The organism is Acinetobacter seohaensis (assembly GCF_056431365.1).
Genome location: NZ_JBWKMK010000001.1, coordinates 1 through 26,044, shown reverse-complemented (window position 1 = coordinate 26,044; position 26,044 = coordinate 1). Strand labels below are relative to the sequence as shown.

29 protein-coding genes are annotated in these 26,044 nt (G+C 41.1%); 10 read left to right on the top strand and 19 right to left on the bottom strand.

The annotated features are described in order from the left end of the window. Window positions 1–164: 164 nt before the first annotated feature. The 3 genes from AC07E5_RS00145 to def form a co-directional block, all read right to left on the bottom strand. Window positions 165–2,237, bottom strand: coding sequence for a TonB-dependent copper receptor (locus AC07E5_RS00145; protein ID WP_317098427.1), 2,073 nt, complete (start codon window positions 2,235–2,237; stop codon window positions 165–167). Window positions 2,238–2,300: 63 nt separating this feature from the next. Continuing rightward, window positions 2,301–2,741, bottom strand: a complete 441-nt coding sequence (locus AC07E5_RS00140; protein WP_394803982.1) for a DUF2946 family protein — start codon at window positions 2,739–2,741, stop codon at window positions 2,301–2,303. Between the two features lie 101 nt (window positions 2,742–2,842). Beyond that, entirely contained in the window at window positions 2,843–3,373 is a 531-nt protein-coding gene (gene def, locus AC07E5_RS00135; RefSeq protein ID WP_154321169.1) for a peptide deformylase, read from the bottom strand. Between the two features lie 121 nt (window positions 3,374–3,494). Here def and AC07E5_RS00130 point away from each other — a divergent pair, with 121 nt between their 5' ends. From AC07E5_RS00130 to tsaC, 3 genes are read left to right on the top strand one after another with little or no spacing between them, the layout of a single operon-like run. Further along, window positions 3,495–4,652, top strand: coding sequence for a LysM peptidoglycan-binding domain-containing protein (locus tag AC07E5_RS00130; protein WP_179990679.1), 1,158 nt, complete (start codon window positions 3,495–3,497; stop codon window positions 4,650–4,652). Window positions 4,653–4,669: 17 nt separating this feature from the next. After that, on the top strand, window positions 4,670–5,893 hold the full coding sequence (gene dprA, locus AC07E5_RS00125; protein ID WP_371972113.1) for a DNA-processing protein DprA: 1,224 nt from the start codon (window positions 4,670–4,672) through the stop codon (window positions 5,891–5,893). Window positions 5,894–5,941: 48 nt separating this feature from the next. Beyond that, window positions 5,942–6,511 carry an L-threonylcarbamoyladenylate synthase type 1 TsaC gene (gene tsaC / locus AC07E5_RS00120; RefSeq protein ID WP_004970120.1) on the top strand — a complete coding sequence of 190 codons (570 nt, stop codon included), beginning with the start codon at window positions 5,942–5,944 and terminating at the stop codon, window positions 6,509–6,511. 34 nt (window positions 6,512–6,545) lie between these two features. Here tsaC and AC07E5_RS00115 read toward each other — a convergent pair whose 3' ends face one another. Then, window positions 6,546–7,604: an RNA-guided endonuclease InsQ/TnpB family protein gene (locus AC07E5_RS00115; protein WP_498624453.1), complete on the bottom strand. Its 1,059-nt coding sequence runs from the start codon at window positions 7,602–7,604 to the stop codon at window positions 6,546–6,548. A 131-nt stretch (window positions 7,605–7,735) separates the two neighbouring features. Here AC07E5_RS00115 and AC07E5_RS00110 point away from each other — a divergent pair, with 131 nt between their 5' ends. Continuing rightward, a complete protein-coding gene (locus tag AC07E5_RS00110; protein WP_004970123.1) occupies window positions 7,736–8,029 on the top strand; it encodes a hypothetical protein in 294 nt (97 codons plus the stop codon). 85 nt (window positions 8,030–8,114) lie between these two features. Here the strand turns inward: AC07E5_RS00110 and AC07E5_RS00105 are convergent, their stop codons facing one another. Continuing rightward, window positions 8,115–9,023 carry a DMT family transporter gene (locus AC07E5_RS00105; protein WP_096902732.1) on the bottom strand — a complete coding sequence of 303 codons (909 nt, stop codon included), beginning with the start codon at window positions 9,021–9,023 and terminating at the stop codon, window positions 8,115–8,117. A 285-nt stretch (window positions 9,024–9,308) separates the two neighbouring features. On the opposite strand from AC07E5_RS00105, the gene AC07E5_RS00100 reads away from it, so the two are divergent. Next, window positions 9,309–9,854: a glutathione peroxidase gene (locus AC07E5_RS00100; RefSeq protein WP_004970127.1), complete on the top strand. Its 546-nt coding sequence runs from the start codon at window positions 9,309–9,311 to the stop codon at window positions 9,852–9,854. A gap of 323 nt (window positions 9,855–10,177) precedes the next feature. After that, window positions 10,178–10,768: a PM1805 family lipoprotein gene (locus AC07E5_RS00095; protein WP_154321292.1), complete on the top strand. Its 591-nt coding sequence runs from the start codon at window positions 10,178–10,180 to the stop codon at window positions 10,766–10,768. A 79-nt stretch (window positions 10,769–10,847) separates the two neighbouring features. On the opposite strand, the gene AC07E5_RS00090 is transcribed toward AC07E5_RS00095, so the two are convergent. From AC07E5_RS00090 to AC07E5_RS00045, 10 genes are all read right to left on the bottom strand, one after another. After that, window positions 10,848–11,267, bottom strand: a complete 420-nt coding sequence (locus tag AC07E5_RS00090) for a F0F1 ATP synthase subunit epsilon (protein ID WP_004970132.1) — start codon at window positions 11,265–11,267, stop codon at window positions 10,848–10,850. Window positions 11,268–11,294: 27 nt separating this feature from the next. After that, window positions 11,295–12,689, bottom strand: coding sequence for a F0F1 ATP synthase subunit beta (gene atpD / locus AC07E5_RS00085; protein WP_004970134.1), 1,395 nt, complete (start codon window positions 12,687–12,689; stop codon window positions 11,295–11,297). Window positions 12,690–12,718: 29 nt separating this feature from the next. Further along, window positions 12,719–13,588 (bottom strand): F0F1 ATP synthase subunit gamma, encoded by an 870-nt coding sequence (gene atpG / locus AC07E5_RS00080; RefSeq protein ID WP_004970136.1) that lies wholly within the window; start codon window positions 13,586–13,588, stop codon window positions 12,719–12,721. A gap of 83 nt (window positions 13,589–13,671) precedes the next feature. Beyond that, window positions 13,672–15,216 carry a F0F1 ATP synthase subunit alpha gene (atpA, locus tag AC07E5_RS00075; RefSeq protein ID WP_004970138.1) on the bottom strand — a complete coding sequence of 515 codons (1,545 nt, stop codon included), beginning with the start codon at window positions 15,214–15,216 and terminating at the stop codon, window positions 13,672–13,674. Window positions 15,217–15,256: 40 nt separating this feature from the next. Further along, window positions 15,257–15,793 carry a F0F1 ATP synthase subunit delta gene (locus AC07E5_RS00070; RefSeq protein ID WP_004970141.1) on the bottom strand — a complete coding sequence of 179 codons (537 nt, stop codon included), beginning with the start codon at window positions 15,791–15,793 and terminating at the stop codon, window positions 15,257–15,259. Between the two features lie 14 nt (window positions 15,794–15,807). Next, window positions 15,808–16,278, bottom strand: coding sequence for a F0F1 ATP synthase subunit B (locus tag AC07E5_RS00065; RefSeq protein ID WP_004970142.1), 471 nt, complete (start codon window positions 16,276–16,278; stop codon window positions 15,808–15,810). A 39-nt stretch (window positions 16,279–16,317) separates the two neighbouring features. After that, window positions 16,318–16,563, bottom strand: a complete 246-nt coding sequence (gene atpE, locus AC07E5_RS00060; protein WP_000424060.1) for a F0F1 ATP synthase subunit C — start codon at window positions 16,561–16,563, stop codon at window positions 16,318–16,320. A gap of 85 nt (window positions 16,564–16,648) precedes the next feature. After that, window positions 16,649–17,524: a F0F1 ATP synthase subunit A gene (atpB, locus tag AC07E5_RS00055; RefSeq protein WP_004970145.1), complete on the bottom strand. Its 876-nt coding sequence runs from the start codon at window positions 17,522–17,524 to the stop codon at window positions 16,649–16,651. A gap of 103 nt (window positions 17,525–17,627) precedes the next feature. After that, the gene (locus tag AC07E5_RS00050; RefSeq protein WP_004970147.1) at window positions 17,628–18,026 is read right to left on the bottom strand and encodes an ATP synthase subunit I; all 399 of its coding nucleotides are present in this window, start codon (window positions 18,024–18,026) and stop codon (window positions 17,628–17,630) included. A 172-nt stretch (window positions 18,027–18,198) separates the two neighbouring features. Then, a complete protein-coding gene (locus tag AC07E5_RS00045; RefSeq protein WP_131261254.1) occupies window positions 18,199–19,038 on the bottom strand; it encodes a metal ABC transporter solute-binding protein, Zn/Mn family in 840 nt (279 codons plus the stop codon). Window positions 19,039–19,173: 135 nt separating this feature from the next. On the opposite strand from AC07E5_RS00045, the gene AC07E5_RS00040 reads away from it, so the two are divergent. The 3 genes from AC07E5_RS00040 to znuB are packed head-to-tail and all read left to right on the top strand — an operon-like array spanning window position 19,174 to window position 21,236. Further along, complete coding sequence (locus tag AC07E5_RS00040; protein WP_004970151.1) at window positions 19,174–19,668, top strand: transcriptional repressor; 495 nt, start codon at window positions 19,174–19,176, stop codon at window positions 19,666–19,668. Beyond that, window positions 19,644–20,432, top strand: a complete 789-nt coding sequence (gene znuC / locus AC07E5_RS00035) for a zinc ABC transporter ATP-binding protein ZnuC (RefSeq protein ID WP_004970152.1) — start codon at window positions 19,644–19,646, stop codon at window positions 20,430–20,432. The genes AC07E5_RS00040 and znuC overlap by 25 nt, the downstream gene beginning before the upstream one ends. Before the next feature lie 3 nt (window positions 20,433–20,435). Then, window positions 20,436–21,236, top strand: a complete 801-nt coding sequence (gene znuB / locus AC07E5_RS00030; protein ID WP_136144783.1) for a zinc ABC transporter permease subunit ZnuB — start codon at window positions 20,436–20,438, stop codon at window positions 21,234–21,236. A gap of 8 nt (window positions 21,237–21,244) precedes the next feature. On the opposite strand, the gene AC07E5_RS00025 is transcribed toward znuB, so the two are convergent. Together AC07E5_RS00025 and AC07E5_RS00020 are read right to left on the bottom strand one after the other, a co-directional pair. Continuing rightward, the gene (locus AC07E5_RS00025; RefSeq protein WP_279186291.1) at window positions 21,245–21,631 is read right to left on the bottom strand and encodes a hypothetical protein; all 387 of its coding nucleotides are present in this window, start codon (window positions 21,629–21,631) and stop codon (window positions 21,245–21,247) included. A 113-nt stretch (window positions 21,632–21,744) separates the two neighbouring features. Continuing rightward, complete coding sequence (locus tag AC07E5_RS00020; RefSeq protein ID WP_180009307.1) at window positions 21,745–22,365, bottom strand: LysE family transporter; 621 nt, start codon at window positions 22,363–22,365, stop codon at window positions 21,745–21,747. A 159-nt stretch (window positions 22,366–22,524) separates the two neighbouring features. Between AC07E5_RS00020 and AC07E5_RS00015 the strand changes: the two genes are divergently transcribed. After that, complete coding sequence (locus tag AC07E5_RS00015; RefSeq protein WP_279186292.1) at window positions 22,525–23,445, top strand: Dyp-type peroxidase; 921 nt, start codon at window positions 22,525–22,527, stop codon at window positions 23,443–23,445. Between the two features lie 54 nt (window positions 23,446–23,499). Here the strand turns inward: AC07E5_RS00015 and AC07E5_RS00010 are convergent, their stop codons facing one another. Together AC07E5_RS00010 and AC07E5_RS00005 are read right to left on the bottom strand one after the other, a co-directional pair. After that, window positions 23,500–24,204 carry a hypothetical protein gene (locus tag AC07E5_RS00010; RefSeq protein WP_279186293.1) on the bottom strand — a complete coding sequence of 235 codons (705 nt, stop codon included), beginning with the start codon at window positions 24,202–24,204 and terminating at the stop codon, window positions 23,500–23,502. Beyond that, entirely contained in the window at window positions 24,191–25,804 is a 1,614-nt protein-coding gene (locus AC07E5_RS00005; RefSeq protein WP_131261260.1) for a glycoside hydrolase family 19 protein, read from the bottom strand. Before AC07E5_RS00005 ends, AC07E5_RS00010 begins: the two co-directional genes overlap by 14 nt. Window positions 25,805–26,044: the final 240 nt, after the last annotated feature.

Below are 26,044 nucleotides of genomic sequence, written 5' to 3'. Positions count from 1 at the left end.
GAATAATTCAAGTGAATTTGTTTGAAAGAAGAACTTTAAAAGCTTTATTTTCACCCGATAAAATACCCATAAAACAAGAGGAAGCTCAAATGAGCTTCCTCTTGTGAAAAATTGTGGGACAGCAATGAGCCTAAACCCTGCTTTTGGTTTAAATAAAGTTCAAATTAGAACTTCATACTGATACGCGCCCAATAGTTACGACCACTATTGTTAAACTGAACTTTTGCTGCACTACCAGTCCCATTTAAACCTAGTTTATTTAAATGTTCGCTATACGTTTTATCCAAAACGTTATCAACACCCACAGACACATCAACACTTTTATTGAGGTTATAGCTGCCATTTAAAGACAACACGCCAAAGCCACTGCTCTCTTTGAGGTCGTAACCTACGATATTACCTTCATCTTTACTTATACGACTTTGACCATCGACTACACGTAATAATGCACCTAAAGTGTATCTATCTTGAACATAGCGTAGGTTTAAACGTCCTTCCAAAGGTGAAATTTGTGGTAACGGCGTATTGTCCGTAGTGTTTTCACCCCACGCATACATGGCACTCACATCAGCCTGTAAAGCATCGGTAAATTGATAAGCAATACCAACTTCTGCACCTGCAATCGTTGCATCCACATTGCGAGTATGCGCCTCTAAAGGATTTTCTTTACTCTGAGGCTTGTTTTCATCTCTCAGTTTGTAATTCGTCAAAATATAATCATTAATTAAACCTGCATAAGCCGATGCCCAAGAGCTGAATGCACCATGTTCATGTTGATAGCCAAAGTCCAATTGAAGGGTTTTTTCAGTATCAATGTGATTAAACGTATTTTTATTTCCGTTACCCGACAGAGGACTAAACAATTCCCAATAATCAGGCATACGCTCTACATAGCCCAAACCGACATAAGTTTTAGCATCATGGTGCGGATGTTGATTTTCCAAACGAATAAAGCCACTTGGCAAAGTTTCTTTACGTTGTTGAGCTGTTTGCACTGCATCAACTTCAACTTGATCAATACGCACACCTGCAACTAATTTATTTTGATCGTTGAGTTGATAACTCAATTCACCAAAACCGCCATAAGATTGAAATTCCATATCGGTTGTTACAGGGAAGTTCATTTTCGGCATTGTGGCTGAATACATGCCTTTACCATGTTTATTCTGTTGACTATCAATACCTGTAATAAACTGCAGCTTATCCCACTCATGCGTTACAGCCATCCGTGCATTTAAAGTACGGCGTGTCACATTCATTGCAGATTTAGCTTCCACCCACTCTTTTGTCATGTGATGTTGTGCCATACCTACTTTACGCAGACTATAGTTATCCATCACGTGATCGTTAAAGCTATAGTTCACCTGTGCTTCAATTTTCTTAATCACATCGGTGATATTTTTCTTTTCTACACGTAAACCTAAACTTTCGCGGTCAAATTCAGAACCATCCATTGTACGGCCCGCATAAACCACTTCAGCATCACCACGACCACCCGTCAGTTCTAGCCAAGTGTTTTCATCGGGTGTCCAACCTAAAGCGACATCAGCATTCCAACGCTCCCAATCCGAAGGAACAGTTGTACCATTACCATCTTTATAGCTATCTGCTACAGAACGGTTGGCGTTTAAACGAATGTATTTCTGCTCATCACCCGCAGCCGCTTCAACATTATGATCTAAACGGCCAAATGACCCCATCAAGACACTGGCTTGGCCACGATAGTTTTGACCTTCACCAAATTGCTCAGGCTTACGCTCAAACAATACCGTTGCTGCCGAACCCGTGTTGGCATATTGCACCGTTTGCGGGCCTTTAATGACGGTAATTTCATCAAAACTTTCTGGTGAAATATAAGAGGTTGGTGAATCCATACGACTCGGGCATGCACCCAAGTTTTCAGAACCATCGGTTAAAATTTTAATACGTGAACCAAACATGCCACGGAAGGTCACATCACCATTAGTACCCGCACCACTGTTGACCGCACTAAAGCCGACGATGCTTTGCAAATAGTCTGCACCATCTGTGGCTGGAATCGGCTGAATGGGTTGTTTTGGATTAGCACGAACCACTAAACCATTGGCATCATTGCCCTGTTGTGCGGTTGCAACAATAGGCGCAAGGCTATGCGTATTCGCAGACAGCATACTTTGATCGGCAAGCGCACTTGCTGAATAGCAGGCAACACAAACTGCAGCCGCAACAGGCTGTAATAAAAATTTAGGCTGAGCCATTTTATTTCTCACTTCAAAACATAAATACAGTTAGGGTCAAAGCAAACCCGAAAAACATTAAATTTATGCAAAGTGAGGTGGAGCACGTCCCTGCGGAAGTAAAAAGAGTTGCTGAAGTGCAAACCAAACGTGTTGAAAACGTTTTTGGAAAGCCAAAAGACGCACCTGAATGCGATCAAGTACTTCTTTAAGCTCTAATTCAGGTGGCAAGACCAAGTTACCATAGACCGTACAATACTGACATTGATGTGAAGCATCGTGATGATGATGTTCATGCTGTGCAGTCAGTTGTTGATCATCAGCTTGCGATGTAGATGAATGCGCAGCATGCGAAGAGTTTGTTTGCACGGCGTGAGCTTGTGGCAACAAAAGTGCACGCGTGATGGTTTCACAGACTGGCGCAACTTGATATTGCTCAGGCAGCAAAGGCTGTAAAAATACAGCAATCTGTAAAAAAACTGCGATAAATGAAAGCAGTAAGCCACTACGCAACAACAAAAACATCTATCCTGAATTTGTGTGGCGCAAGAATAACAAAGCCCAATCGAAATTGGGCTGATTTTTATGCTTTGGTCTAAACATAGACAACTAGATGGTTGTTTGTTTTAACGCTTCACAGCCACTTTTTCTTTCTGACGCTGACGTACTACTTTTTCCACTTTTTCACGGGCACGCTGTCTTTTGAGTGGTGATAAATAATCGACAAATAATTTACCATTTAAGTGATCCATTTCATGTTGGATACAAACAGCGAGAAGTTGATCTGCTTCTAGCTCAAAGGTTTGACCCTCAAGGTTAATCGCTTCAATTTTTACACGTGACGGACGCTCAACTTTGTCGTATATTTGAGGCACTGACAAACACCCTTCTTCATACGGTTGGGTCTCTTCAGTCAATGGGGTAACTTTGGGGTTAATGAAGACCATGGGTTGATCTTTATTTTCAGATAAATCCATGACAATCAGCTGAATATGATGATCTACCTGTGTCGCAGCTAGACCAATTCCTGGTGCGGCATACATAGTTTCAAACATATCTGCAGCAAGCTGACGAATTTCGTCGGTCACTTCTTCAACTGGTTTGGCAATGGTACGCAAACGGGGATCCGGGAAACTTAAAATAGGTAATAAGGCCATGGGACGTCCTCACTTATATGCCATTGATCAAAAAACCGAATGAAGGAATGCTTCATCAAAAAAATGTGTGTAAGATCGTTATTATAACGCAACTACATACATAATTTTAGGAATTATGATAATGAAAAAGGTTTTGACAGACACATCCTCTTTTCGTGTCTTGGGGTTTAAAAAGCAAGTTTTAGCGCTCGCTGTATGTCTCACTGTGGGACTTGGGGCAATGAGTGTGGCTGAAGCAGCACCTGCACGAAATATTAATCCGCCTGCTTTAAAAGCCAATGCACCGAATGTGTATGTGGTGAAAAAAGGCGATACTTTGTGGGATATTTCTAAAAAATTCCTGAATAATCCACTACGCTGGCCTGAAATTTGGGCAAGCAACCGCCACGTGAAAAATCCACACTGGATTTTCCCGGGTGACCGCTTGTTAATGTGTACCTATGAAGGTCGCCCAATTATTGGTAAAGATGAAGGTGATGGCTGTGAAGGCATTATTCGTCGTTACACAGGCAAGAGCACCAATTTACAGCCGCAAATTCGCGTAGAATCTTTAAATAATACAATTCCTGTGATCCCACTGGAATACATCAAGCACTGGTTAGAGCGCAGCAGCATTATTGCCGCAGATGCGTTACAAGGCACACCATATATTTTAGGTACTTCTGATCAACGTGTTTTAGCTGCTAAAGGTCAAAGTGTGTATGCACGTGGTGCAGGTCTGGAAGTAGGTCAACGCTACGGTGTATATCGTGAAGGCGAACCGTACATGCTGACCGATGCCAATGGTCAAAAATTCAATGCAGGCATTGAACTCACTCAAGTTGCTGCAGGTATTGCAGTACGTGGTGAAAATGACATCACCACACTTGAATTGACCGATACCTACAATGCCGAAGTGCGTCGTGGTGATCGCGTCTTACCAATTTATGACCCAATGCTGCCAACCTTGTTCTACCCAACGCATGCTGAAAATGTCAGCACAGGTGGTCAAGTGCTACGTGTGATGGGTTCGATTGGTACTGCAGCAAAACACAGTGTTGTGGCAATTGATCGCGGTACATTACATGGCGTGCAATCTGGTCATGTGTTTAGCGTAGCGCAAAAAGGCGAAGTGGTCACCGACCCGAAAACCAAAGAACGTGTTCAGCTTCCAGGCGAACGTATTGGCAATATCATGGTCTTCAAGAGCTTTGACCACATTAGCTACGCCTATGTCTTAGACAGCGAATTGCCTATTAAAGTCGGTGCGAGCTTACAAGCACCACGAATGGACGACTAAAACGGTTTAAGATGGTGATGTTGAATTCATTCAGCCCACAGCAAATCAACTACATTTTGTTGTGGTATTTGGTTCAACATTCACTGTCTAGTTTTTCCAAACTCGTACAACATTATGGTTCCGTGGCTGCCGCAGTGCAGCCCGAACACCTCCTCACATGGTCAGATGTGCGCATTCATGCCAACCATCTACAACGCGCCAAAGAATATCTCAGCCCAACAGGGCAACTCGCCTTTGAACAATGTCTGAATCAACTGCAACAGCAGTGCGATTTTATTCTAACTTTGGACGATGCGGACTATCCCAATCAGTTACGACCCTATTCCAACAAGCCACCCATTTTATTTGGGCAAGGCAATGCACAGGCTTTGTTGCAAGCGCAAATTGCGATTGTCGGCAGTCGCAAAGCCAGCCCGCATGGTCGGCAAGTGGCTTATGATTTTGCTTATTATTTAAGTGAACAAGGGTTCTTTATCAATAGTGGTTTGGCACAAGGTATTGATGAAGCCGCACATCAAGGTGCTTTGCAACATCAACGTACCATTGCAGTCATGGGCACAGGTTTGGACAGCACTTATCCAAGTGCACATCACAGCCTGCGCCAAAAAATTGTAGAATCTGATGGTGCCGTGATTACGGAGTTTTTACCACAGACTAAGCCCTTACAGCAACATTTTCCACGACGTAACCGTATTGTCAGTGGACTAAGTTTAGGCGTGATTGTTGCTGAAGCCAGTTTAAATAGTGGCTCGCTGATTACCGCGAAACTGGCAGCAGAGCAAGGCAAATTAATTTTTGCCATTCCAGGACATATTTACAGTGAATTTCATCAAGGTTGCCACCAATTGATTCGTGAAGGTGCAATTTTAGTGGATCATCCTGAACAAGTGATTGAAGATTTAGCCCTACCCACCCAATGGCAATATCAACAAAACCAAATAGCATCAAGCCAAAATCAGACTACAGCAGCTTCAACAAAAGCAAAATTATCTACACCACCGACTGAAGCAATACTTCAAACCACCACAACAAAAACAGCAGATACAAGTACACCGCATATTCCCGAGCATTTATTGGCACTGTATCAACAACTGGATTGGGTCGGACAAAGCATCGATCACTTGGCACAGCAACTGAATTTAGATATTGCCACACTCACCAGCGCATTAATGGAACTGGAACTCATGGGCTTCTGTTTACAACAATCAGGTTTATATCTGCGTTGTCGTCCACTCAAATAAGGTTCACAATAAGCGCCTATTTCACGTTTCTGTTTAGGTAAAACTCCCATGATTACAACTTCTGTCACCGAAGCCGCTGCATGTCTACAACAAGGACAGGTACTGGCCTATCCTACAGAGGCGGTTTGGGGATTGGGATGTGATCCATATAATCAACAGGCATTTTTGGAAATTTTGCGTCTGAAACAGCGTCCGATTGAAAAAGGTGTGATTTTACTGGCAGGACATCTGTCACAAGTAGAGCATTTGCTGCAGGATTTAAACCCCGAAATGCGAGATCGCGTAATTGCGTCATGGACGAATACTTACCCCACAGATCGAGCAACCACCTGGCTATTACCCAGCACAGCCGCAATTCCAGAGTGGATTACAGGTCAACACCCCAAAGTAGCGGTGCGCGTAACCAATCATCCTTTATGTATGGCGTTATGCCATGCCTTTGATGGCTTTATTGTATCGACCAGTGCCAATCCTGCGGGACTTGCCCCTGCACGCTCTTTGCAAGAGACAACGCAATATTTCCATCAACAATTGCACTACTTAAATGGTGATTTGGGTTTAAGCCAGCAACCTAGCCGTATTTTAGATGCAGAGAGTGGGGCAGTGATTCGCGCCTAGCTTTAGACAAATTTTAGTTGACATCCTCCCCGACCTAAAGGACGGAGATTCCTACTGCTAGACGCTCATGCCCGAGCGCAAGAATATTCAGTGCGGAATTTACATCCCGATCATGGAGCGTACCGCACTCCACACACTGCCATTCTCTTATTCCAAGTCCTGCTCTACCTTCCGGACTACTGGAGCGTGAGCCACAGCACGAACAAATTTGGGTGGTATAGGCTTCATTGACTTCTTCATAACATACCCCTGCGTTCTCGCATTTATACTTGAGCATGGTTCTTAGTGTTGTCCAACTGGCATCTAGCGCTGATTTAGCTAATCTGGTTTGTGCTAATGCTTTGGCATTCACATTGCCAACGAAGATGGCTGCATGTTCATTCACCAGTTTTCGGCTGAATTGATGCAGCATGTTTTGTCTTACATTTTTAATCTTGGCATGGATGGCTTTGACACGTTTCTTATTTTTTGCACGTTGAGCAATACCAAGTTTTTGTTCATATTGCCGATAGATTTGAGGTGCTTTAAGTTTTACGCCATCTGAACAAGTCGCTAAATCTTTTAAACCTAAATCTATGCCAATTGAGGTTTTAGCGTTGTTTTTTTCTATTTTGACTGCATCAACTACAAGACAAACATACCAACGTCCACGACTATCTTCTACGAATGTGCCTGTTTTGATATTGTATTGACTTAATCCGTAACTATCCCATAGTTTAAATTGATGCTTGCCATATTCAACATAGCCATCAGCATATTTGATTGCAACCTTTTTAAACGGTATCCAACCCAGTGAACGTCTAGCTGATTTTTTATTACTGACACGCCATTTTAGTTTTGCTTTTTTGAACTGCTTGCGTCTTGTGACCAATTCTTCTGTCACTGCCTGAATAGTTTGACTGTGCAAGTTGCATTCTTTCGATGTGCCTTTCGTGTATTTTGCAAGGTCGTATGCTGAAAAGAATTGTTGTTTTTGTTGTAGGTGTTTGAAACACAAATCATTGACATAATTCCAGACGAAATTGACTTCGGTCGCTAGTTGGTTTAGTGCCTTGCAATGTTTGTCTTTTATGCGTAATTTGAGTGTCTTCATCCAATTATTTTAACAGTATTTTTCTTAATAGTGACTATAGTACAAGTATTTAAAACGACATTTCATGTCGTTCATATGGTTTACTCCAGTCGCTTATATCCTCGTGCTGAACCACGAGGTTTTACGCTCCAGTGGATAAAAAAAAGCTCAACCATATAGGGATGGTTGAGCATAAAAAGGATGTGTATAAAAGCACATCCAGAGGGTTTGAAAATCTTGCTGCAAATGATATTTCACTGATTATTGAATACAGTGGATCGTTTTCAGTACGTGAATTATGGAGTAATTTAGTCGACTATACAAATAGATTTTTCCTATTAATCCAAGACAAATATTCAATGAAAGATTCATCTTTTTTTCTTAACAATTTAAATTATCTTACTATTTTTACAATTATTTTAGAAAAATTAAAAAAACTGTCATAATTCATAACACTCAATACTGTATAAATTTTGAATAAAAGGCATTTTAAATACACCTTTATGTGATCAAAAAAAACACCAATTAAACTCAACTTTTTGCTTGAATGTGTACGCGTGCTTTCATTTGTGCCAACACAATACCCGTTAAAATAATCAATCCACCGATACTGTGATAACTCCCCCACACTTCTGCCAACCAAAAATATGCAATGATAGCCGTGAAAACAGGCATCAAATTCATAAAAATACTGGTGCGATTTGGCCCTAAATATTGAACGGCCAACATCCATACCAAAGGTGCAATAATTGAAGGAAATATACCTGCATACAGCACACTTAAACCATTTTGGCTATTTAAATGATCCAAGCCGAACCACAAAATAAATGGCAGATGGTAAAGTAAGGCGAATATAATTTGCACATAAAGACTCAGCATGAGCGGCAATTTTAAATTCCATTTCTTTAAAAACACCCCATAAAAGGCGTAAAAAAATACCGCCAAAACCATGAGCATATCGCCCGCATGTCCTGTCAGCTGACTGAGTTGACGCAAATCTCCTTGTGCAATCACATACAACAAACCCGAAAATGAAATAATGCAGCCCAAAACCGCAAATCGTGTCGGAATGTCTTTTAAGATCAGCAATGAAACCAAAACCGTAAACATGGGAATAAACGCATTAATAATGCCCATATTGGTTGCAGTGGTGTAATTGGCTGCGGTATAGCTTAGACCTTGATACAGCACCAAACCAAAAGCACTAAGCACTGCCAACTGTTTCAAATGTGGACGAATCAACTCACGCTGCTGCCAAACTTTGGGCAATATCCACGGGGTTAAAATCAGAAAAGCAATCAACCAGCGATAAAAACTGATACTGACGGGTGAAATATACTCCGCCACATACCTCGTTACTGCAATATTTAAAGACCAAATCAATACCGCAATCAATGGCAATAAAATTGCCCAAAATACGCCTTTATCTGACCGTATCATGTATTCATCATCCTTGTTGTACCAAACAGCATACCTGCTGTGAAACCCTTTTCTATAACTGACTTGTGATGCAAAGTGCTAAAAACCCAGTGTCTATTTATGGCACTTTTCGCTCGATTTATCCATCAATAAAATAAAATGCAGATACGAATTACATTTTTCTGCGCAATATCACGGCTATGCGGGATTCCATCAGTGTCGTAAATTTCTTTGCTATAAAACTTGCTGTACCCAAAAATTACAGTTACAACAGTAGCGGTAAAATACAGATTCTAGGAAGCAACTATGCGCACTTCAGTTTATGACATTGCAGTAAAAACCAATCAGGGTACGGAAACCACATTAAATCAATATGCAGGAAAAGTGTTGTTGATCGTGAACGTGGCATCAAAATGTGGCTTAACCCCGCAATACGAAGGCTTACAGCAACTCTACGCAGCAAAACAGGCACAAGGCTTAGAAATTTTAGCCTTTCCATCGAATGATTTCTTGGCACAAGAACCGGGCAGCGATACAGAAATTCAGGAATTTTGCTCACTGAATTATCAGGTGAGTTTTCCATTGTTTGCTAAAATTCCAGTCGTGGGTGCAGAAAAACATCCTCTCTACACGGCTTTAACGCAAGCAATTCCTGAACGTATTGGTGAAGGCCCATGGTGGAAAGATTTGGTTGATTACGGCTTAACCCCAAATGAACCACCTGAAGTATTGTGGAACTTTGAAAAGTTTTTGGTGAATAAACAAGGTGAAGTGGTGGCGCGTTTTGCCCCAGATTTAACCGCAGATGACCCGCGCATTGTAGAAGCGATTGAGGCTGAATTGGCTAAATAATTTTTTATTCAGCAAGTTAAAGAGTTCTTTCATAAATTCTCTTTAAATCAATAATTCAGCTCCCTCATCCTCTTGCGGAATATATTCCTCATCCTGAGCCATATATGGCGCAAGAGAAGGGACTATCAATATCAATTCGACGCATTACTTATGATCATTTTTCTTTTATGAAAGAAGTGTAATTCATAGGAGTTTCTTTAAAACTCCTATTTTTTTTGATTTAGACAAAAAATTAAGATTTGTTATTGCTTTGCAACAATCTGTTTTTTATTCATATTTTCGTTTTATATTCATTCTCAATGAGTACCAAAAATCACATGAATATGAAAAATGTATCTTCGAAGACACTACTTCCGTTTGCACTATTGAGTTCTGCCTTGCTACTCAGCGCCTGTGATCAAATGAACACGCCGCAAACGCAAACAACTAATCAAGATGATTCCAACGCATCATCCAACAGCAATACAAACCCAACCAACGCTCCATTAAGCAGTGGCAATATGTTCTATATTGTGCGCGATGTGGCTGATCTACAGCTCAAAGCAGGTCAATATGTCGAACAACTGAATCAAACCAAGTCTGAATTGCAAACCGCTGTAGATGCGCAAGATCCACAACAATTACAAATTGCAGCGACTCAATTACAACAGCAGTTACAAGGCTTCAATCAAACACTAAGCAGCCTAGACTTAAAAACACAGGAAATTGATACCATCCGTCAAAACTTATTGGCTGCCAATCAGCAAGTTTTGGCTTCACCATTTTTAAATGGACAAGTCGATTTAAGCAAAGTGGACTTTAAGAAACTGGAACAGCAAATGGGGAGTATTCAAGCTGAAATGCTAAAACTGGCGGGGATGATTTTACAAGGTGAGTCAAATCAGCCTACTGAAACTACCAATACAGCATCTTAAGCAAAGATAAGGCTTCAATTCCAAACAGCATAAAAAAAGCCACTCTTTCGAATGGCTTTTTTCAATCTTAAACCGACAATTAAAGTGCGCGGTTTTTGATTTTGCGGATGGTTTCCAACTGTGCAGCAGTTTCTGCCAAAGCAGCCAAAGCAGCAGCAGAGTCCAAATCGCTCTTTTGATTTGCCAACAATTGTTCAGCGTGTTTACGCGCTTCAATAATTGCCGCTTCATCTAAGTTTTCTGCACGAACTGCAGTATCTGCAAGAATCGTAACAACATGCGGTTGAACTTCTAGAACGCCACCAGATACATAGATTAATTCTTCTGTACCATTTTCCAGCAGAACGCGGATTGCACCCGGCTGAAGCAAAGTTACCAGTGGTGCGTGACCCGGCATAATACCGAGTTCACCGCCAGCACCTTTTGCAATTAGCATAGTCACAGTGCCCGAGTACAAAGACTCTTTTACACTTACAACATCACATTGCATAGTCGCCATGAGAATCTCCTAAATTAGAGCTGCTAATTAAAGTTTCTCGGCTTTAGCAATCACTTCGTCAATACCACCAACCATATAGAACGCTTGTTCTGGGATATGATCGTATTCACCAGCTAGAAGACCTTTAAAGCCACGAATTGTATCTTTAAGCGGTACAAGTTTACCAGGCGCGCCAGTAAATACTTCAGCTACGTGGAACGGTTGAGAGAAGAAACGTTGGATCTTACGTGCACGGTATACAGTAAGTTTGTCTTCTTCTGACAATTCGTCCATACCAAGAATTGCGATAATGTCTTTCAATTCTTTATAACGTTGAAGAACGTTTTGAACTGAACGAGCAATTTCGTAATGCTCAGTACCAACAACTAATGGATCTAACTGACGTGAAGTTGAGTCTAGTGGATCGATCGCAGGGTAAATACCTTGAGATGCAATATCACGGCTCAATACTACAGTTGCGTCTAAGTGCGCGAACGTTGTAGCAGGTGATGGGTCAGTCAAGTCATCGGCAGGTACGTATACAGCTTGAATAGATGTAATCGAACCAGACTTAGTTGAAGTAATACGTTCTTGAAGAACACCCATCTCTTCTGCAAGTGTAGGCTGATAACCTACTGCAGATGGCATACGACCTAGAAGTGCTGATACTTCAGTACCTGCTAGTGTATAACGGTAGATGTTGTCTACGAACAATAATACGTCACGACCTTTACCGTTCTCATCTTTTTGATCACGGAAGTACTCAGCCATAGTCAAACCAGTTAACGCTACGCGTAAACGGTTACCAGGCGGCTCGTTCATCTGACCGTAGACCATTGCTACTTTGTCAAGAACGTTAGAGTCTTTCATTTCGTGATAGAAGTCGTTACCTTCACGAGTACGCTCACCAACACCAGCGAATACAGATAAACCTGAGTGCGCTTTAGCGATGTTGTTGATCAACTCCATCATATTTACGGTTTTACCAACACCCGCACCACCGAACAGACCAACTTTACCACCTTTCGCGAACGGGCAAAGTAAGTCAATGACTTTAATACCAGTTTCTAAAAGGTCAGTAGAAGCCGCTTGTTCTGCATAAGAAGGCGCTTGACGGTGAATTGGTAAACGCTCTTCAGTTGCAACTGGACCAGCTTCGTCGATAGGGCGACCAAGAACGTCCATGATACGACCAAGTGTCGCTGTACCTACTGGTACAGAGATTGGCGCGTTAGTGTTAGTTACGTTCAAACCACGCTTAAGGCCTTCAGTAGAACCCATTGCAATAGTACGAACTACGCCATCACCAAGTTGTTGCTGAACTTCTAATGTAGTTTCAGTACCGTCAACTTGGAGAGCGTCATAGATCTTAGGAACGCTGTTGCGTTCAAACTCGACGTCGATAACCGCGCCGATGATCTGAATGATACGACCGCCACTCATTGCTGTCTCCTCAATTCAAACTAATAATGTTAAACGGCAGCGGCACCACCAACGATTTCAGAAATTTCCTGAGTAATCGCGGCTTGACGCAGCTTGTTATAAATAAGTTGTAGGCTCTTGATCAGTTCACCTGCGTTATCTGTTGCAGCTTTCATTGCAACCATACGCGCAGACTGTTCACATGCGATGTTTTCAATCACACCTTGATAAACCATAGACTCGATGTAACGAACCAATAAACCATTTAACAGCTCTTCAGCTTCTGGTTCATAGATATAATCCCAACCGTATTGACGGTTAAGAGTCTTATTTTCTTCAGCAGATGCTAAAGGAACAAGTTGTTCGATTTTCTGATCTTGAGTCATGGCATTGACAAAGCCGTTTGACACGAGGTAAATGCGATCTAACTCGCCTTTATCGTACGCATCTAACATCACTTGCACAGAGCCAGATAACTGTTCAAGACTTGGCGCGTCACCTACGTTTGTAGTTGCACCAAGCACTTTACCGCCGTAGTTTTTAAAAAACGAAACCGCTTTTTGACCAATTAAAGCAAACTGAACTTCAATTGACTGCTCTTGTTGTTGCTGTACATGCTTTACAACTTTCTTGAACAAGTTAATGTTCAAGCCACCTGCCAAACCACGATCTGAAGACACGATGATATAACCAACGCGTTTTACAGGGCGTTCAATCATATAACGGTGTTTGTATTCAGGGTTCGCCTGTACCAAATGAGCAATTACACGGTGCATATTTTCGGCATACGGACGGCCTTGAGCCATGCGCTCTTGCGCACGACGCATCTTAGAAGCAGCAACCATTTGCATCGCGCGAGTAATCTTTTGCGTGCTCTTGATACTAGCAACTTTGGCGCGAATTTCTTTTAAATTTGCCATACGCTTAACCTAGTATTCGAAAGCCCTTTCAGGCTTCCGAAGGTTGATTCCGTGAACCAAACCCCTAACTAGCCAATGCTAAATTAGTAAGTTTGAGTCGCTTTAAAGCTTTCAATACCTGCTTTGATTGCAGCTTCGATGTCTTTGTTGAAATCACCAGTTTCATCGATTTGTTGCATTAACGCAGCATGTTCTGAACGGAAGTAAGAAATTAACGCAGCATCAAAGTCTACGATTTTCTTCACTTCTACGTCAGCCATGTAGCCTTCGTTAGATGCATAAACTGAAACAGCTTGGTCAGCAATTGAGTATGGCGCATATTGTTTCTGCTTCATTAACTCAGTTACACGTTGACCATGTTCAAGTTGCTTACGAGTTGCTTCGTCAAGGTCAGAAGCGAACTGAGCAAACGCTGCCAATTCACGGTATTGCGCCAAAGCGGTACGGATACCACCAGACAATTTTTTGATGATCTTAGTTTGAGCAGAACCACCAACACGCGATACAGAAATACCCGCGTTCACAGCAGGACGGATACCCGCGTTGAATAATGATGTTTCTAAGAAGATCTGACCATCTGTAATCGAAATTACGTTGGTTGGTACGAATGCAGATACGTCACCTGCTTGAGTTTCAATAATCGGCAATGCAGTTAAAGAACCAGTTTGACCTTTAACTTCACCGTTAGTGAATTTCTCAACGTAGTCAGCAGATACACGAGAAGCACGCTCAAGTAGACGCGAGTGTAGATAGAACACGTCACCTGGATACGCTTCACGACCTGGTGGACGACGTAAAAGCAATGAAATTTGACGATACGCAACAGCTTGCTTAGACAAGTCATCATAAATGATTAACGCGTCTTCACCACGGTCACGGTAGTATTCACCCATTGTACAACCAGAGTACGGAGCTAAATACAGCATTGCTGCTGGATCAGATGCACCTGCTGCGACAACAGTGGTATACGCCATAGCGCCAGTTTCTTCTAGCTTACGTACTACGTTTGCGATAGTCGATTGTTTTTGACCAATTGCTACGTATACACACTTAATGCCAGAGTTTTTCTGAGCGATGATCGCATCGATCGCCATTGCTGTTTTACCAGTTTGACGGTCACCAATGATCAACTCACGTTGACCACGGCCTACAGGGATCATGGTATCAACTGATTTATAACCAGTTTGAACAGGTTGATCCACTGATTGACGCCAAATTACGCCTGGTGCTACTTTTTCTACAGCATCAGTTAATTTTGCATCAATAGGGCCTTTACCATCAATTGGGTTACCCAAAGCATCTACCACACGGCCTAAAAGTTCTGGACCAACCGGAACTTCTAATACACGACCTGTGCAACGTGCTTTTTGACCTTCTTGAAGGCTTAAGTAGTTACCTAAAACAACGACGCCCACTGAATCCTGTTCTAGGTTCAGTGCCATACCAAATAAGCCGCCGTCGAATTCGATCATTTCACCGTACATTGCATCAGCAAGGCCGTGAATGCGCACAATACCGTCGGATACCATAACAATGGTACCTTCGTTTTTAGCGGTCGCGCTGGTGTCCAGATCGCCGATACGCTGTTTAATGAGCGCACTGATCTCGGATGGATTCAGTTGTTGCATTGCGCTATACCTCAATCTTTTATTAGTTCAGTCTTCGCAATTAAGCTAAAAGACGTGTCCGCATTTTTTCAAGCTTGTTAAGCGCAGAATCATCTATCACTTGGTCGCCTGCACGAATAACCACACCCGCAATTAACGCTGGGTTCACTTCTACAGAAACATTTACTGCCGCAGCGAAACGTTTTTCTAACGCTTGAGCAAGAATTTGTTCTTGTACAGAAGTCAATGGGAATGCTGATTCAATCACAACATCCACAGTATTGTTATTCTGTGATTTGAGCTGTTCGTATTCTGCTTGAATTTCAGGAAGCAAAGCCAAACGGTTGTTTTCAGCAAGCAATGTCAAAAAGTTTGACACTGCTGCAGTTTGGTCTTCACCTAAAACTTTGGCAAAAATACTCACCTGCTCAGCAGGCGTAAGCTCAGGGCGATTTAAGTAAGCTGAAAATGCTTCGTCTTGCACCGCAGCACTGAGCAAGTTAAGTGCTGTTGACCAATTGTCAGTTGCACCTTGCTCAGAAGCGTAAGCAAATGCTGCTTTAGCGTATGGGCGTGCCAACGTCAAGAGTTCAGCCATAATCTGCCTCTCTCTTAAAGTTTAGCAGCCAGCTGAGTCAGCATGGCATTGTGAGCTTCTGCGTCAACTTGCTGGCTAAGAATTTTCTCTGCACCAGTTACTGCAAGCGCAGCTACTTGTTGACGTAATTCTTCGCGAGCAGAATTGATTTCTGTATCAACAGCTTCTTTCGCTTGTTGACGAATACGCTCACCTTCAGCAGATGCTTGGGTACGCGCTTCTTCTACCAATTGTGCTGCACGACGATTCGCTTGTTCGATCAATTGAGCCGCTTGTGCTTTAGCTGCATCTAATTCAGCTTTCACTTGAGCTTGCGCATCGGCAAGATCAGCTTTGGCTTTCTCAGCTGCATTTAAGCCGTCAGCAATACGACGCTGACGCTCACTAATCGCATTGATTAGTGGTGGCCATACAAACTTCATGCAGAATGCGACGAAAATCGCAAATGCAATCGCTTGGCCAAACAATGTGAGGTTGATATTCATTGCAAATTCCTCAAATAGTGAATTTCGGAATTAAGCTGATTAACCTACAAATGGATTAGCGAAGATGAAGAACAAGCCAATACCAACACCGATCATAGGCACAGCATCAAGAAGACCTGCGATTAAGAACATACGAGTTTGAAGTTGTGGAGCCAATTCTGGTTGACGAGCAACAGCTTCAAGGAAGCGACCGCCTAAAAGACCAAAACCAATCGCAGTACCTAAAGCACCGAAAGCGATCAAGATAGCAGATGCAATTGCAACTAGACCTAAAGTGAGTTCCATGATAATTCCTCAGAGGTTAGGTTTTATACCAAATTAAGTTAAAAAATTGTGTGCCCAACCGCCCGATGACAGTTAGGCCATACCATTAATGCTTTTCGCTTGCCATGCTCATGTACACGATAGTCAACATCATGAAAATGAATGCTTGTAGCGTAATAATCAAAATGTGGAAAATCGCCCAAGGCACAGACAATGCCCACTGGATCCAGAACGGTAATAACGCGATAAGAATGAAGATTAACTCTCCCGCATACATGTTACCGAACAGTCGTAGAGCCAATGAAACTGGTCGCGCCAAGAAAGTAGTCAATTCCAACAATAAGTTGAATGGAATTAAAAGCACTTTAGCAACTGGATTACTTGGGTTGAATGGGTTAAGTGCCAACTCACCAACGAAGCCGCCAACACCTTTCTCACGAATACTATAGAAAATAATTAAGAAGAATACAGAAATAGACATACCTAAGGTAATGTTTGGATCTGTAGTCGGAACAATTTTAAAGTAAACCTGATGAGGGTCCACACCCAGCATAGATGCAATCGCCTGTTGAGCTACATAAGGAATAAAGTCAACAGGGATCAAATCCATCAAGTTCATGAGGAAAATCCACACGAAAATGGTTAATGCTAAGGGTGCAATTAATCGAGACTTCCCATGGAAGGTATCACGTACACTTGAATCCACAAACTCGATAATCACTTCAATTACTGACTGGAATTTACCAGGCACGCCTGAATTTGCAGCTTTCGCAACAATCCAGAACAATAAACAGAAGATCAGACCAAGTCCGATAGACCAACCCATTGAATCCAAGTGAATAGCAGTGAACCCCATCTGTTGAGCTTCTTCAGCAGACTCAGCCAACTTCCATGAACCGTCTGGCATTTTGCCATAGGTCATATTGGTCAAGTGATGCTTGATATACTCGGTCGAAGTAAGGGCATGTTCTTCAGCAGCCATAAATCACACCTGGTCAATGTAAAAAAACTAATAGAACAAACGAACATCGCGTGCTGCTTGATATCTCGCCTATTCCTGAAAAACTTTTCAATTTTTGCTGCGTTTAGACTCGTTTTTGTAATCGTGACACCCAAAATGGCGCAACCCACGACATGCTTTGAACGAGCATAAAACCACAAAACAATGCCACCGGGGATAACGGCTGTACATTGCTTAAAATTAAAATGAATCCTACGATCACGATTGCAAACTTACCGAGCATTCCTCTATACATGTTCGAAAGAACCTGTCTGGACGCTCGTGCACCTGCTGCTCGAAACGACTGCCATGAAAAATAACAACTTGCCAACCAACAAACACTAGCACCAAGTGCAGCGCTTAAGGCAGCCGTTGAGTCTTTCAAGACCCACGCTATCAGGGCTGAAACTGGAATCATGAATGCTTGTAAGAAGACCAAAGCTTTAGCTAATCGTCGGTCAATCAAGCGACTAGTTCGGCTCATTTTTTTATCCACTCACAGCATTAATGCTTGACAAGTTCAACTGATGATCGTTTTTTATCGCAGGCATTATAGAGTTAGCCCCCTGAACATGCAATCGTTTCCCGACCTTAGTCGTGTTTTTTTGCATGTTTGTCTCGGAATTGTCATATTTCAATTTTGCTTAAAAAACGCATCATTTTCGTGCATTTAATACACAAGCCTTGGTTTGCTTGGCTAATTGCTGCCACGCTTGCACAAAATCATCTGCACCGCGCATGCTTTCATCGACCTTTTGAAACACAATTGGATTCAATTTCATATACTGATTTTTACTGGCATGTCCTTCTGCAAGTAGGCACATTTTTGGATTTGGTCGGTGATCGTTCAAATATTTAATTTGTGCGACTGTTGGCGCAATATGCGGATCATTGGTCATCGACCCAGAAAATTCTAAATTTAAGGCACGTTCTAAATATTGATAGGCATCGTGATAAGCCCAATATGGCTGTACTGCAGTTTGAGTCTGAAACTGACTTGCACTTTTGAATAAACTCTGTGCGAAGGCACGTGCGTTATTCCAATAAGCATCGCGATGTTCAGGCATTTGCTGAGAACGTAACGCGGCAATAAAGAAGCCGATACGCACCGCATTGTTTGGGTCTAGCCAGACATGGCTGTCTACTGTATTTTTTAATGCTGCACCACGTTCTGAACGCTGCGGCAAAGTTTTCATAATGCCCGTATCTAATAAAGCAATCGCTTTAGGATTTTGATGTAATACACGTTCTAGCGGTGCTTCATGCGCCTTACCTAGCCAAATAATTAAATCCGCATCTTGGATGATTTTTCGATGTGCAGGCGTGAGCGATACATCATGCCCTGTTTGATCTGCCAGTAATAACGTGGGTGTTTCGATATTTTGCGTGACTTTTTGGGCAATCAAATAGATAGGATGGGTAGACACCACCAAAGCCTGCGCCATGCTGACAGTACTGCATAACGCTAAGAAACAGAAACTAAATAAACGAAACATTGCGGCATATCACGAAAAATCGACAAATGTTATAATATAACAAATTTATAAAAATACCTACGTATAATCGAAACTAATAACGCTTCATGCTAAGATTTACTGTCGTTTTTCTTTTAAAGTTCAACTGGGGTGGCTATGAGCTTATGTTCGCACGAGCATCACAATGCATTACATGGCGTTCACGACCATCACAATGTCGATCAACGTCTTGCCGAAGCTGAAAGTTTATGTGCGGCAACAGGTGCTCGTTTAACACCGTTACGTAAAGAAGTGTTGGAACTCATTCTCAAGGCATCTGCACCAATGGGTGCTTATGATTTATTGGCGAAAATTAAAAGTGAGTCTGATCGTCCTGCAGCACCGCCAACGGTGTACCGTACTTTGGATTTTTTACTGGAAAAAGGACTAATTCACCGTTTGACTTCAATCAATGCCTATATTCCTTGCTGTCATCCACGTGAAGGACACCAAGCGGCTTTTTTGATCTGTACTGAATGTAAAGTCGTTAAAGAAGCTTCAGCGCAAGGTTTATTAGAGCAACTCGATCAGTTGGCAGCCTCTGACCGCTTTAGCCCGCATCACAGCATTATTGAGATTTCTGGAAAATGTCAGCAGTGCAACAGCAAATAACCACTGCACCGCTCATCGCCTTGCACAATATTCAGGTGCGAATAGATGAGCGCGATATTTTAAAAAATGTCGATTTTGAATTGCATGCACATGAAATTGTCACGCTAATTGGCCCCAATGGCGCAGGAAAATCGACTCTAATTAAAGTCTTGCTTGGCATTGTCAAACCAAATGCAGGCAAGCTCGTAAATGCTCGCAAATTGACCTTTTCTTATGTGCCGCAAAAGTTTAATCCTTCACACAGCTTACCTTTAAGAGTGAAAGATTTACTGGCTTTAGAAAAATGCCCAGACGCAATTAAAGCAGAAATTATCCGCGATACTGGCATTGCCAAACTGCAAGATTCAAAAGTACAACAACTGTCTGGTGGTGAGCGGCAACGGGTGCTATTGGCACGCGCCTTATTACGTCAACCTGATGTTTTAGTACTGGATGAGCCGATGCAAGGACTAGATATTCAGTCCGAAGCTGAACTGTATGACTATGTGCGCAACTTACCCAGCAAATATGGCTGTGCGGTATTGATGGTGTCGCATGATTTGCAATGGGTCATGCAAGGCACGCATCGTGTGGTCTGTTTAAACAAACATATTTGCTGCAGCGGCTTGCCCGAGAATGTGCAACAACATCCTGAATATCAAGCTATTTTTGGAACCAATCGGGTGTTTTATCAACACCACCATGAACACTGTGCACATGGGGATCATGCCGAGCCTTGTCAGCATGATTCACGTCCTCATATTCACCCTGAACCGGAAGCTTAACCCATGATGGATTGGCTACAATTGCTGTTACCTGCATGGATCATGGGCAGTTTATTGGTATTTTTGACCGCCCCACTTGGCTGTTTAATGCTGTGGCGACGCATGTCCTTTTTTGCCGACACGATGGCGCATGGCACCTTATTGGGGGTGGCGATTGCAGGGGCGTTGAGTTTGCCTCTGTGGATGGGCGTGACATTCTTGGCATTATTATTGGTGGGTGTTTTGTGGATTTTACATGATCCACGGTTGCCGAATGATGCATTATTGGCGCTCTGCTCTGCGACCTTGCTCTGTTCAGGTTTGCTCTTTATTCAACATATTCCGAGTTTGCGTCCTGAGTTGCTGAGCTATTTATTTGGCGATTTACTCACCATTTCATGGGCAGATTTACCCGTATTTGCTTTGGTCATTATTGCAGCCTTAGCGGTACTCTATAAGTTTTGGCAGGCTCAAATTCAAATTGCAATTGACCCTGACATTGCAGTCAGTGAAGGTGTGAATGCACAATGGCAACGTCTGATTTTTATGTTGTTATTGGCATTATTTACAGTATTGGCTTTACGTGCAGTCGGCTCTTTATTGATGGGTGCATTGTTGGTGATTCCTGCCTTAACCGCACGTTTATTGGCTCACTCGCCTAAACAAATGGTGATTTGGGCGTTTATTGTGGCGCAAATTGCAGTCAGCGTAGGTTTATGGTCAAGTGCAGGCTTAAATATTTCGACAGGTTTAAGTATTGTGATGACTATGGCGATCATTTTTGCGGTGATTTTTAGCGTTCAAAAAGTCAGAACCATGGCTTAGTTTTTCGTTCATGAGTATCTATATTTTTGTATTGCAGCAATGAGCATTACGACTAAAAGTGGCAGCATATACACTATCCACAGTGCCATATCACTGTGAATCACTTGCTGTAAAAGACTCAATTGCTGCTGACCTTCTGAAACAGCATTCCAATCTATTGTTTGTAGATAAAACATTGCATGAATGGCAATCAACAACACAGCTGTGATATTAATCAACACCACACTTTGCCACACCGTATGTTTAAAATAAGTTTGCAAAGCGGCAAATACAAAAGAAAAAATCAAATTGATACTCAAATGTGCCATCAAAGCAATTGGCCAAAACACGCTATCTACTGAAAACTGAATCGCTAATCCAATTGCAATTAAAGTTGAAAAACTCAAAAGCAACATGCTAATCCAACAATGTTGCCAATAAAGTGCTCGCGGTATACCTTTAATATTCAACGTATATCTCAATCTATTTTTTTATAATTACAACATACACTTTTGTTTAATTGAAGACATTACTGATGCACCAAACTCAACAAAAACGCAGCACCTGCAAACAATGCAGCAAAAGTACGATTCATAAATTTTTGCTGCTTCGGTGATCTTAACAAACGCAAAACTTTTGCAGCCAAGCCCGTATAGCCCGCCATCACAATCAAATCAATACTAATCATGGTCAGTGCCATAATTGCATATTGCGTCCATTGCGGTTTAGATAAATCTAAAAATTGCGGTAAAACTGCCAATAAAAACACAATTGCTTTGGGATTGCTCATATTAACCAGAAAGCCGTACATCACCAATTTTCCAGCAGATTTTCGCGTCAACTCATGCTGAATTTCAATCGACTGTGCAGGCGCTACCCATTGCAAATACGCCAGATACAACAAATACGCCACACCAAACCATTTCACAATCAGAAATGCCCAAGGCGTTGTCGCAAATAATACCCCTGCCCCTGCGGCTACAATCGCAATTTGCAATAATAAAGCCAGTTGTAGACCAATCGCATTCCAATAACCATGTCGAAAACCATAACTCAAACCGCTCGACATCGAAGCAATCGCACCCGCGCCAGGTGAAACACTAATCACCCAACAGGCCAACATAAACGCAATCCAAACTTGATAAGACATATATCGCTGCTTTTCACAAGACAGTGCATTATATGATATTTCACTTAATCTCATGGCTAAAAACGTTGAATAAAATCGGGTTCGGGCTATTAAGCCTGCATGCAATCAGGCACAATAAAGTCAACTTTATAGAAAACAACAAATTTTCAGGAGCTATACATGACTGCCCAATCTGTAATTTTGCCACTACCTTCAGATCATGCTCGCTTTCTTGTACTTCGTTTAAAATACTTAAGCATTGCTGAATTAAAAGAAAAATTGGCTGACTTGTTTAGCACACGGGATCGTTTGATTACCCAACATCCACATGCCCAAATTAAAACTGGCGTTGCTTTTGGTCCTGAACTTTGGGCACAACTCTATGAGCAATCTCCAGATGGTTTTAAACAATTACAACCGATTCAAGGTGCGTACCCAATGCCTGCCGTGCCTGCAGATGTGATCATTCACCTCGCCAGTACACGTGCGGATATTTGCTTTGCACTTAGTCAGGCCTTTTTTGAGGGGATTCAAGACAAAATTGAAGTCTTGGATGAACGGGTTTGTTTCCGTTATTTTGATGGACGCGACATGACTGGCTTTATTGATGGTACCGAAAACCCACAATTTCCAGATGATCGTGCCGAAGTTGCACTTTTAGGCGAAGATGCAGGCGTGTTTGCCGATGGTTCATTTATTTTTGCACAGCGCTATTGCCACGATTTAGAAAAATGGAAAAAGCTCAAAGTCGATGCCCAAGAACACGTGATTGGACGTACCAAGCTAGAATCGATTGAATTAGATGAAGATGTACAACCTGAAAATTCGCACGTTTCACGTACTGTCGTTGAAGATGATGCAGGCGATGAGATGGAAATTTTGCGTCACTCGCTGCCTTATGGCGATGGTCAGGGCGATCAGGGTTTATTCTTTATTGCTTATACCAAAGATTTGAGCATTATTGATGCCATGTTAGAACGTATGTTTGGTACTTCAGGTGATGGCATCCATGACCGTTTATTGCACTTTGTGACTGCCATGGATGGCGCATATTACTTTGCCCCAAGTGAGGAGCTGCTAGAAGAAGTTTTGGAAGGTTGATCAAAGCTATCATGAAGTTGCTACAAAGCGACTTCATGAGGATTATCCTATACATCAAATAACATCGGACAGCATAATATATGCCTTTACCACTCCATTTTTTTTACTAATATAATCAATACTTAGGAAAAAATTATCTTTGTTTTTTGCAATATGGTTTATTTTGACTCGATCCCCTTGGATGAGATAAGACTTTTTCCGAATAAAATAACGATCAAACAAGAATGCTTTAGGAGAAGTTATCATCAGATTTTGAATCTCTCTTCCTAAGTCATCTTTAAGCACATAAACTTTATAACCATTTAAAAAATAAGTACTTATATTCATGTTTGGAGCCAAAGATTTCCATTCCTCTTGTCTTGAATAGCTTCCAGACTTTAATGTATAGATTCTTTTGTAGCTGATTGCTCCATCTTTGAACCTTTCAATAATCTGATTATTTATAAATTCAGGATCATACAAAGGACTTAAATAAAATTCTTTTGCCTTCAGGGAAGAAATTTCAAATATTCGATACTGCCCACTTGGATTACAGTCTTCAGTATAATTGACCACTACATATTTTTTTAAAGGAATACCAAAATACTCTACTGAAAAAGCATCTTTATCAAAACAATAGTCTTTTTTATTAAATAATAAGAAATTTTCTCCGTTTTCATTATAATAAATACTATTTTTTTCTTTAATCAATATTTCTTCTGCCGATACATAACAAGTAAAAAGCAATAAAAAAAATAGATAAAATTTATTTAAACCCATCTCTTTTCTCAACCTCTTTTAATATTTTTATAAATAATTTTTTTCTTTCAGCCATACCATTATTTCCACCGTTTATTCTCCTACTAACAGATTCAACAACTTTTAAATGATAGTTATCACTATAAGTGCCATTTAAATCTTTATATCCTTTGTGAATTAAACTATCAGCATTTTTAAATACATTAAAAGCCCAGACTGAGCTATCTACAGCATGAAATAAATCATCACAGAGTAATTCCGGATTATTAACCACGTCAATTCCAGAATAGCTTTTATATTTTTTATACGCACTTTTCCAAGTTAGCTGAATTAAGCCTCGCCCTTTGTATTTAGGGCCATCTCCTAAAGATGTGTTTCCTTCAGCCAAAATTTGTTTTCTTCTTCTACATGCTCGGCTTTTTTTTATATCACAAACAGATGGTGGAAAATTTGAAATATCATAATCCTTACCGCTCGCATACTCAATCAATGTATTAAAATGATCACACTCATGATAAATTTGTGCTAAAAAATGACATAACATTAATTTGTCTTTAAGATTATGCTTAATTAGGCTTTTGTTTAACTCTATAACAAATTTTTCAGGTGGAGTATTATGTGTCGATCGCCCTTTCATTACACGATGAGAAAATAGTTTATTAGAGCCATAAACAGCTTTAAAAAAACTTAATGAAACTATCTCCTCTAAATTATACTTGATACTTTTCTCAATACTCGGCCTACCCTCTGCCGTGATACCTTTAACAACCTCCACATCCAAACGCAATTCAACCGCATCTGCACGCATTCTTTTTGCACTATAAGTCACAGGGCTTAAAGCATCCCCATTCGGCTTTAATACTCTAAATTGCAAACGCTGCCCCACCATACTGAACAATGGAGTACTGCCATTTAAAATGGTAATTATCTGTTTTTTACCCGTATCCAACATCAACATTTCAATATCAGTTGGAGTTTCAATTAACTGCTCACCTGTTCTATCTTTTAGTTTTAATTCAGATCGGCTTTTGAAATTACTATATGGTTCATCGAGTTGTATTAAAATCGGCTGCTGTGAGCCATTTTTAGAATTTACCTCACATTTCACGACAAATTGATCATTTGAAGTTAACACCAAAATTTCAATATCACGCTGTGGTGATGACAATACCTCCACGATCCCATTTTCATTGGTATATCGTTCATAAGCATTTTTCCGCCCTCTAGGTCTTGATTGAATAGGAAAATTTGAAACCACTTTCCCAGCACAATCTACCACTTTAAAAGTAGTTGTAACAATTCTAGCTTTGGTTTCACCTAATTCTTTTTGTTTATATTCTTCAATTGTTTTAGGTAACTGAATTTTTATTGGATCTTGTGATGATGAACCAATAGATGTATGAATGACCTTAAAAACAGTAAAATCTTTTTGATTGGGTGGTTTTGCCAGTATTTCTACTGTTCTTTGTGGAGATGCCTGAAATACAAACTGCCCATGAAGATCAGTTTTCTGAAGATTTTCACGTTTTGAACCTTGGTATCTAGACATAACATTTAAGTTGATCACCCGACGCCCTGAACGATCATAAAATTTTGATGTAATTGTGACTAAATTACTCATTAGCCTAAATCCTCTTCTGCATAAACTTCATCTTCTTCTAATTCTGTTTCTTCTTCTATTTCAGCCCATAATTCATCAATATTATTATCTTGTACAGCCAACTGAGTTAAATAGGTAATCCCCCCTAAAAATAATTGAGTTTAAAAGTAGAAAATCGAATAACCTTGATTTAAGGAGATTTTCTATGAAAACATCTAAGTATTCAGACAGCTTGATCATGAGTATCTTGAAGCAAGCTGA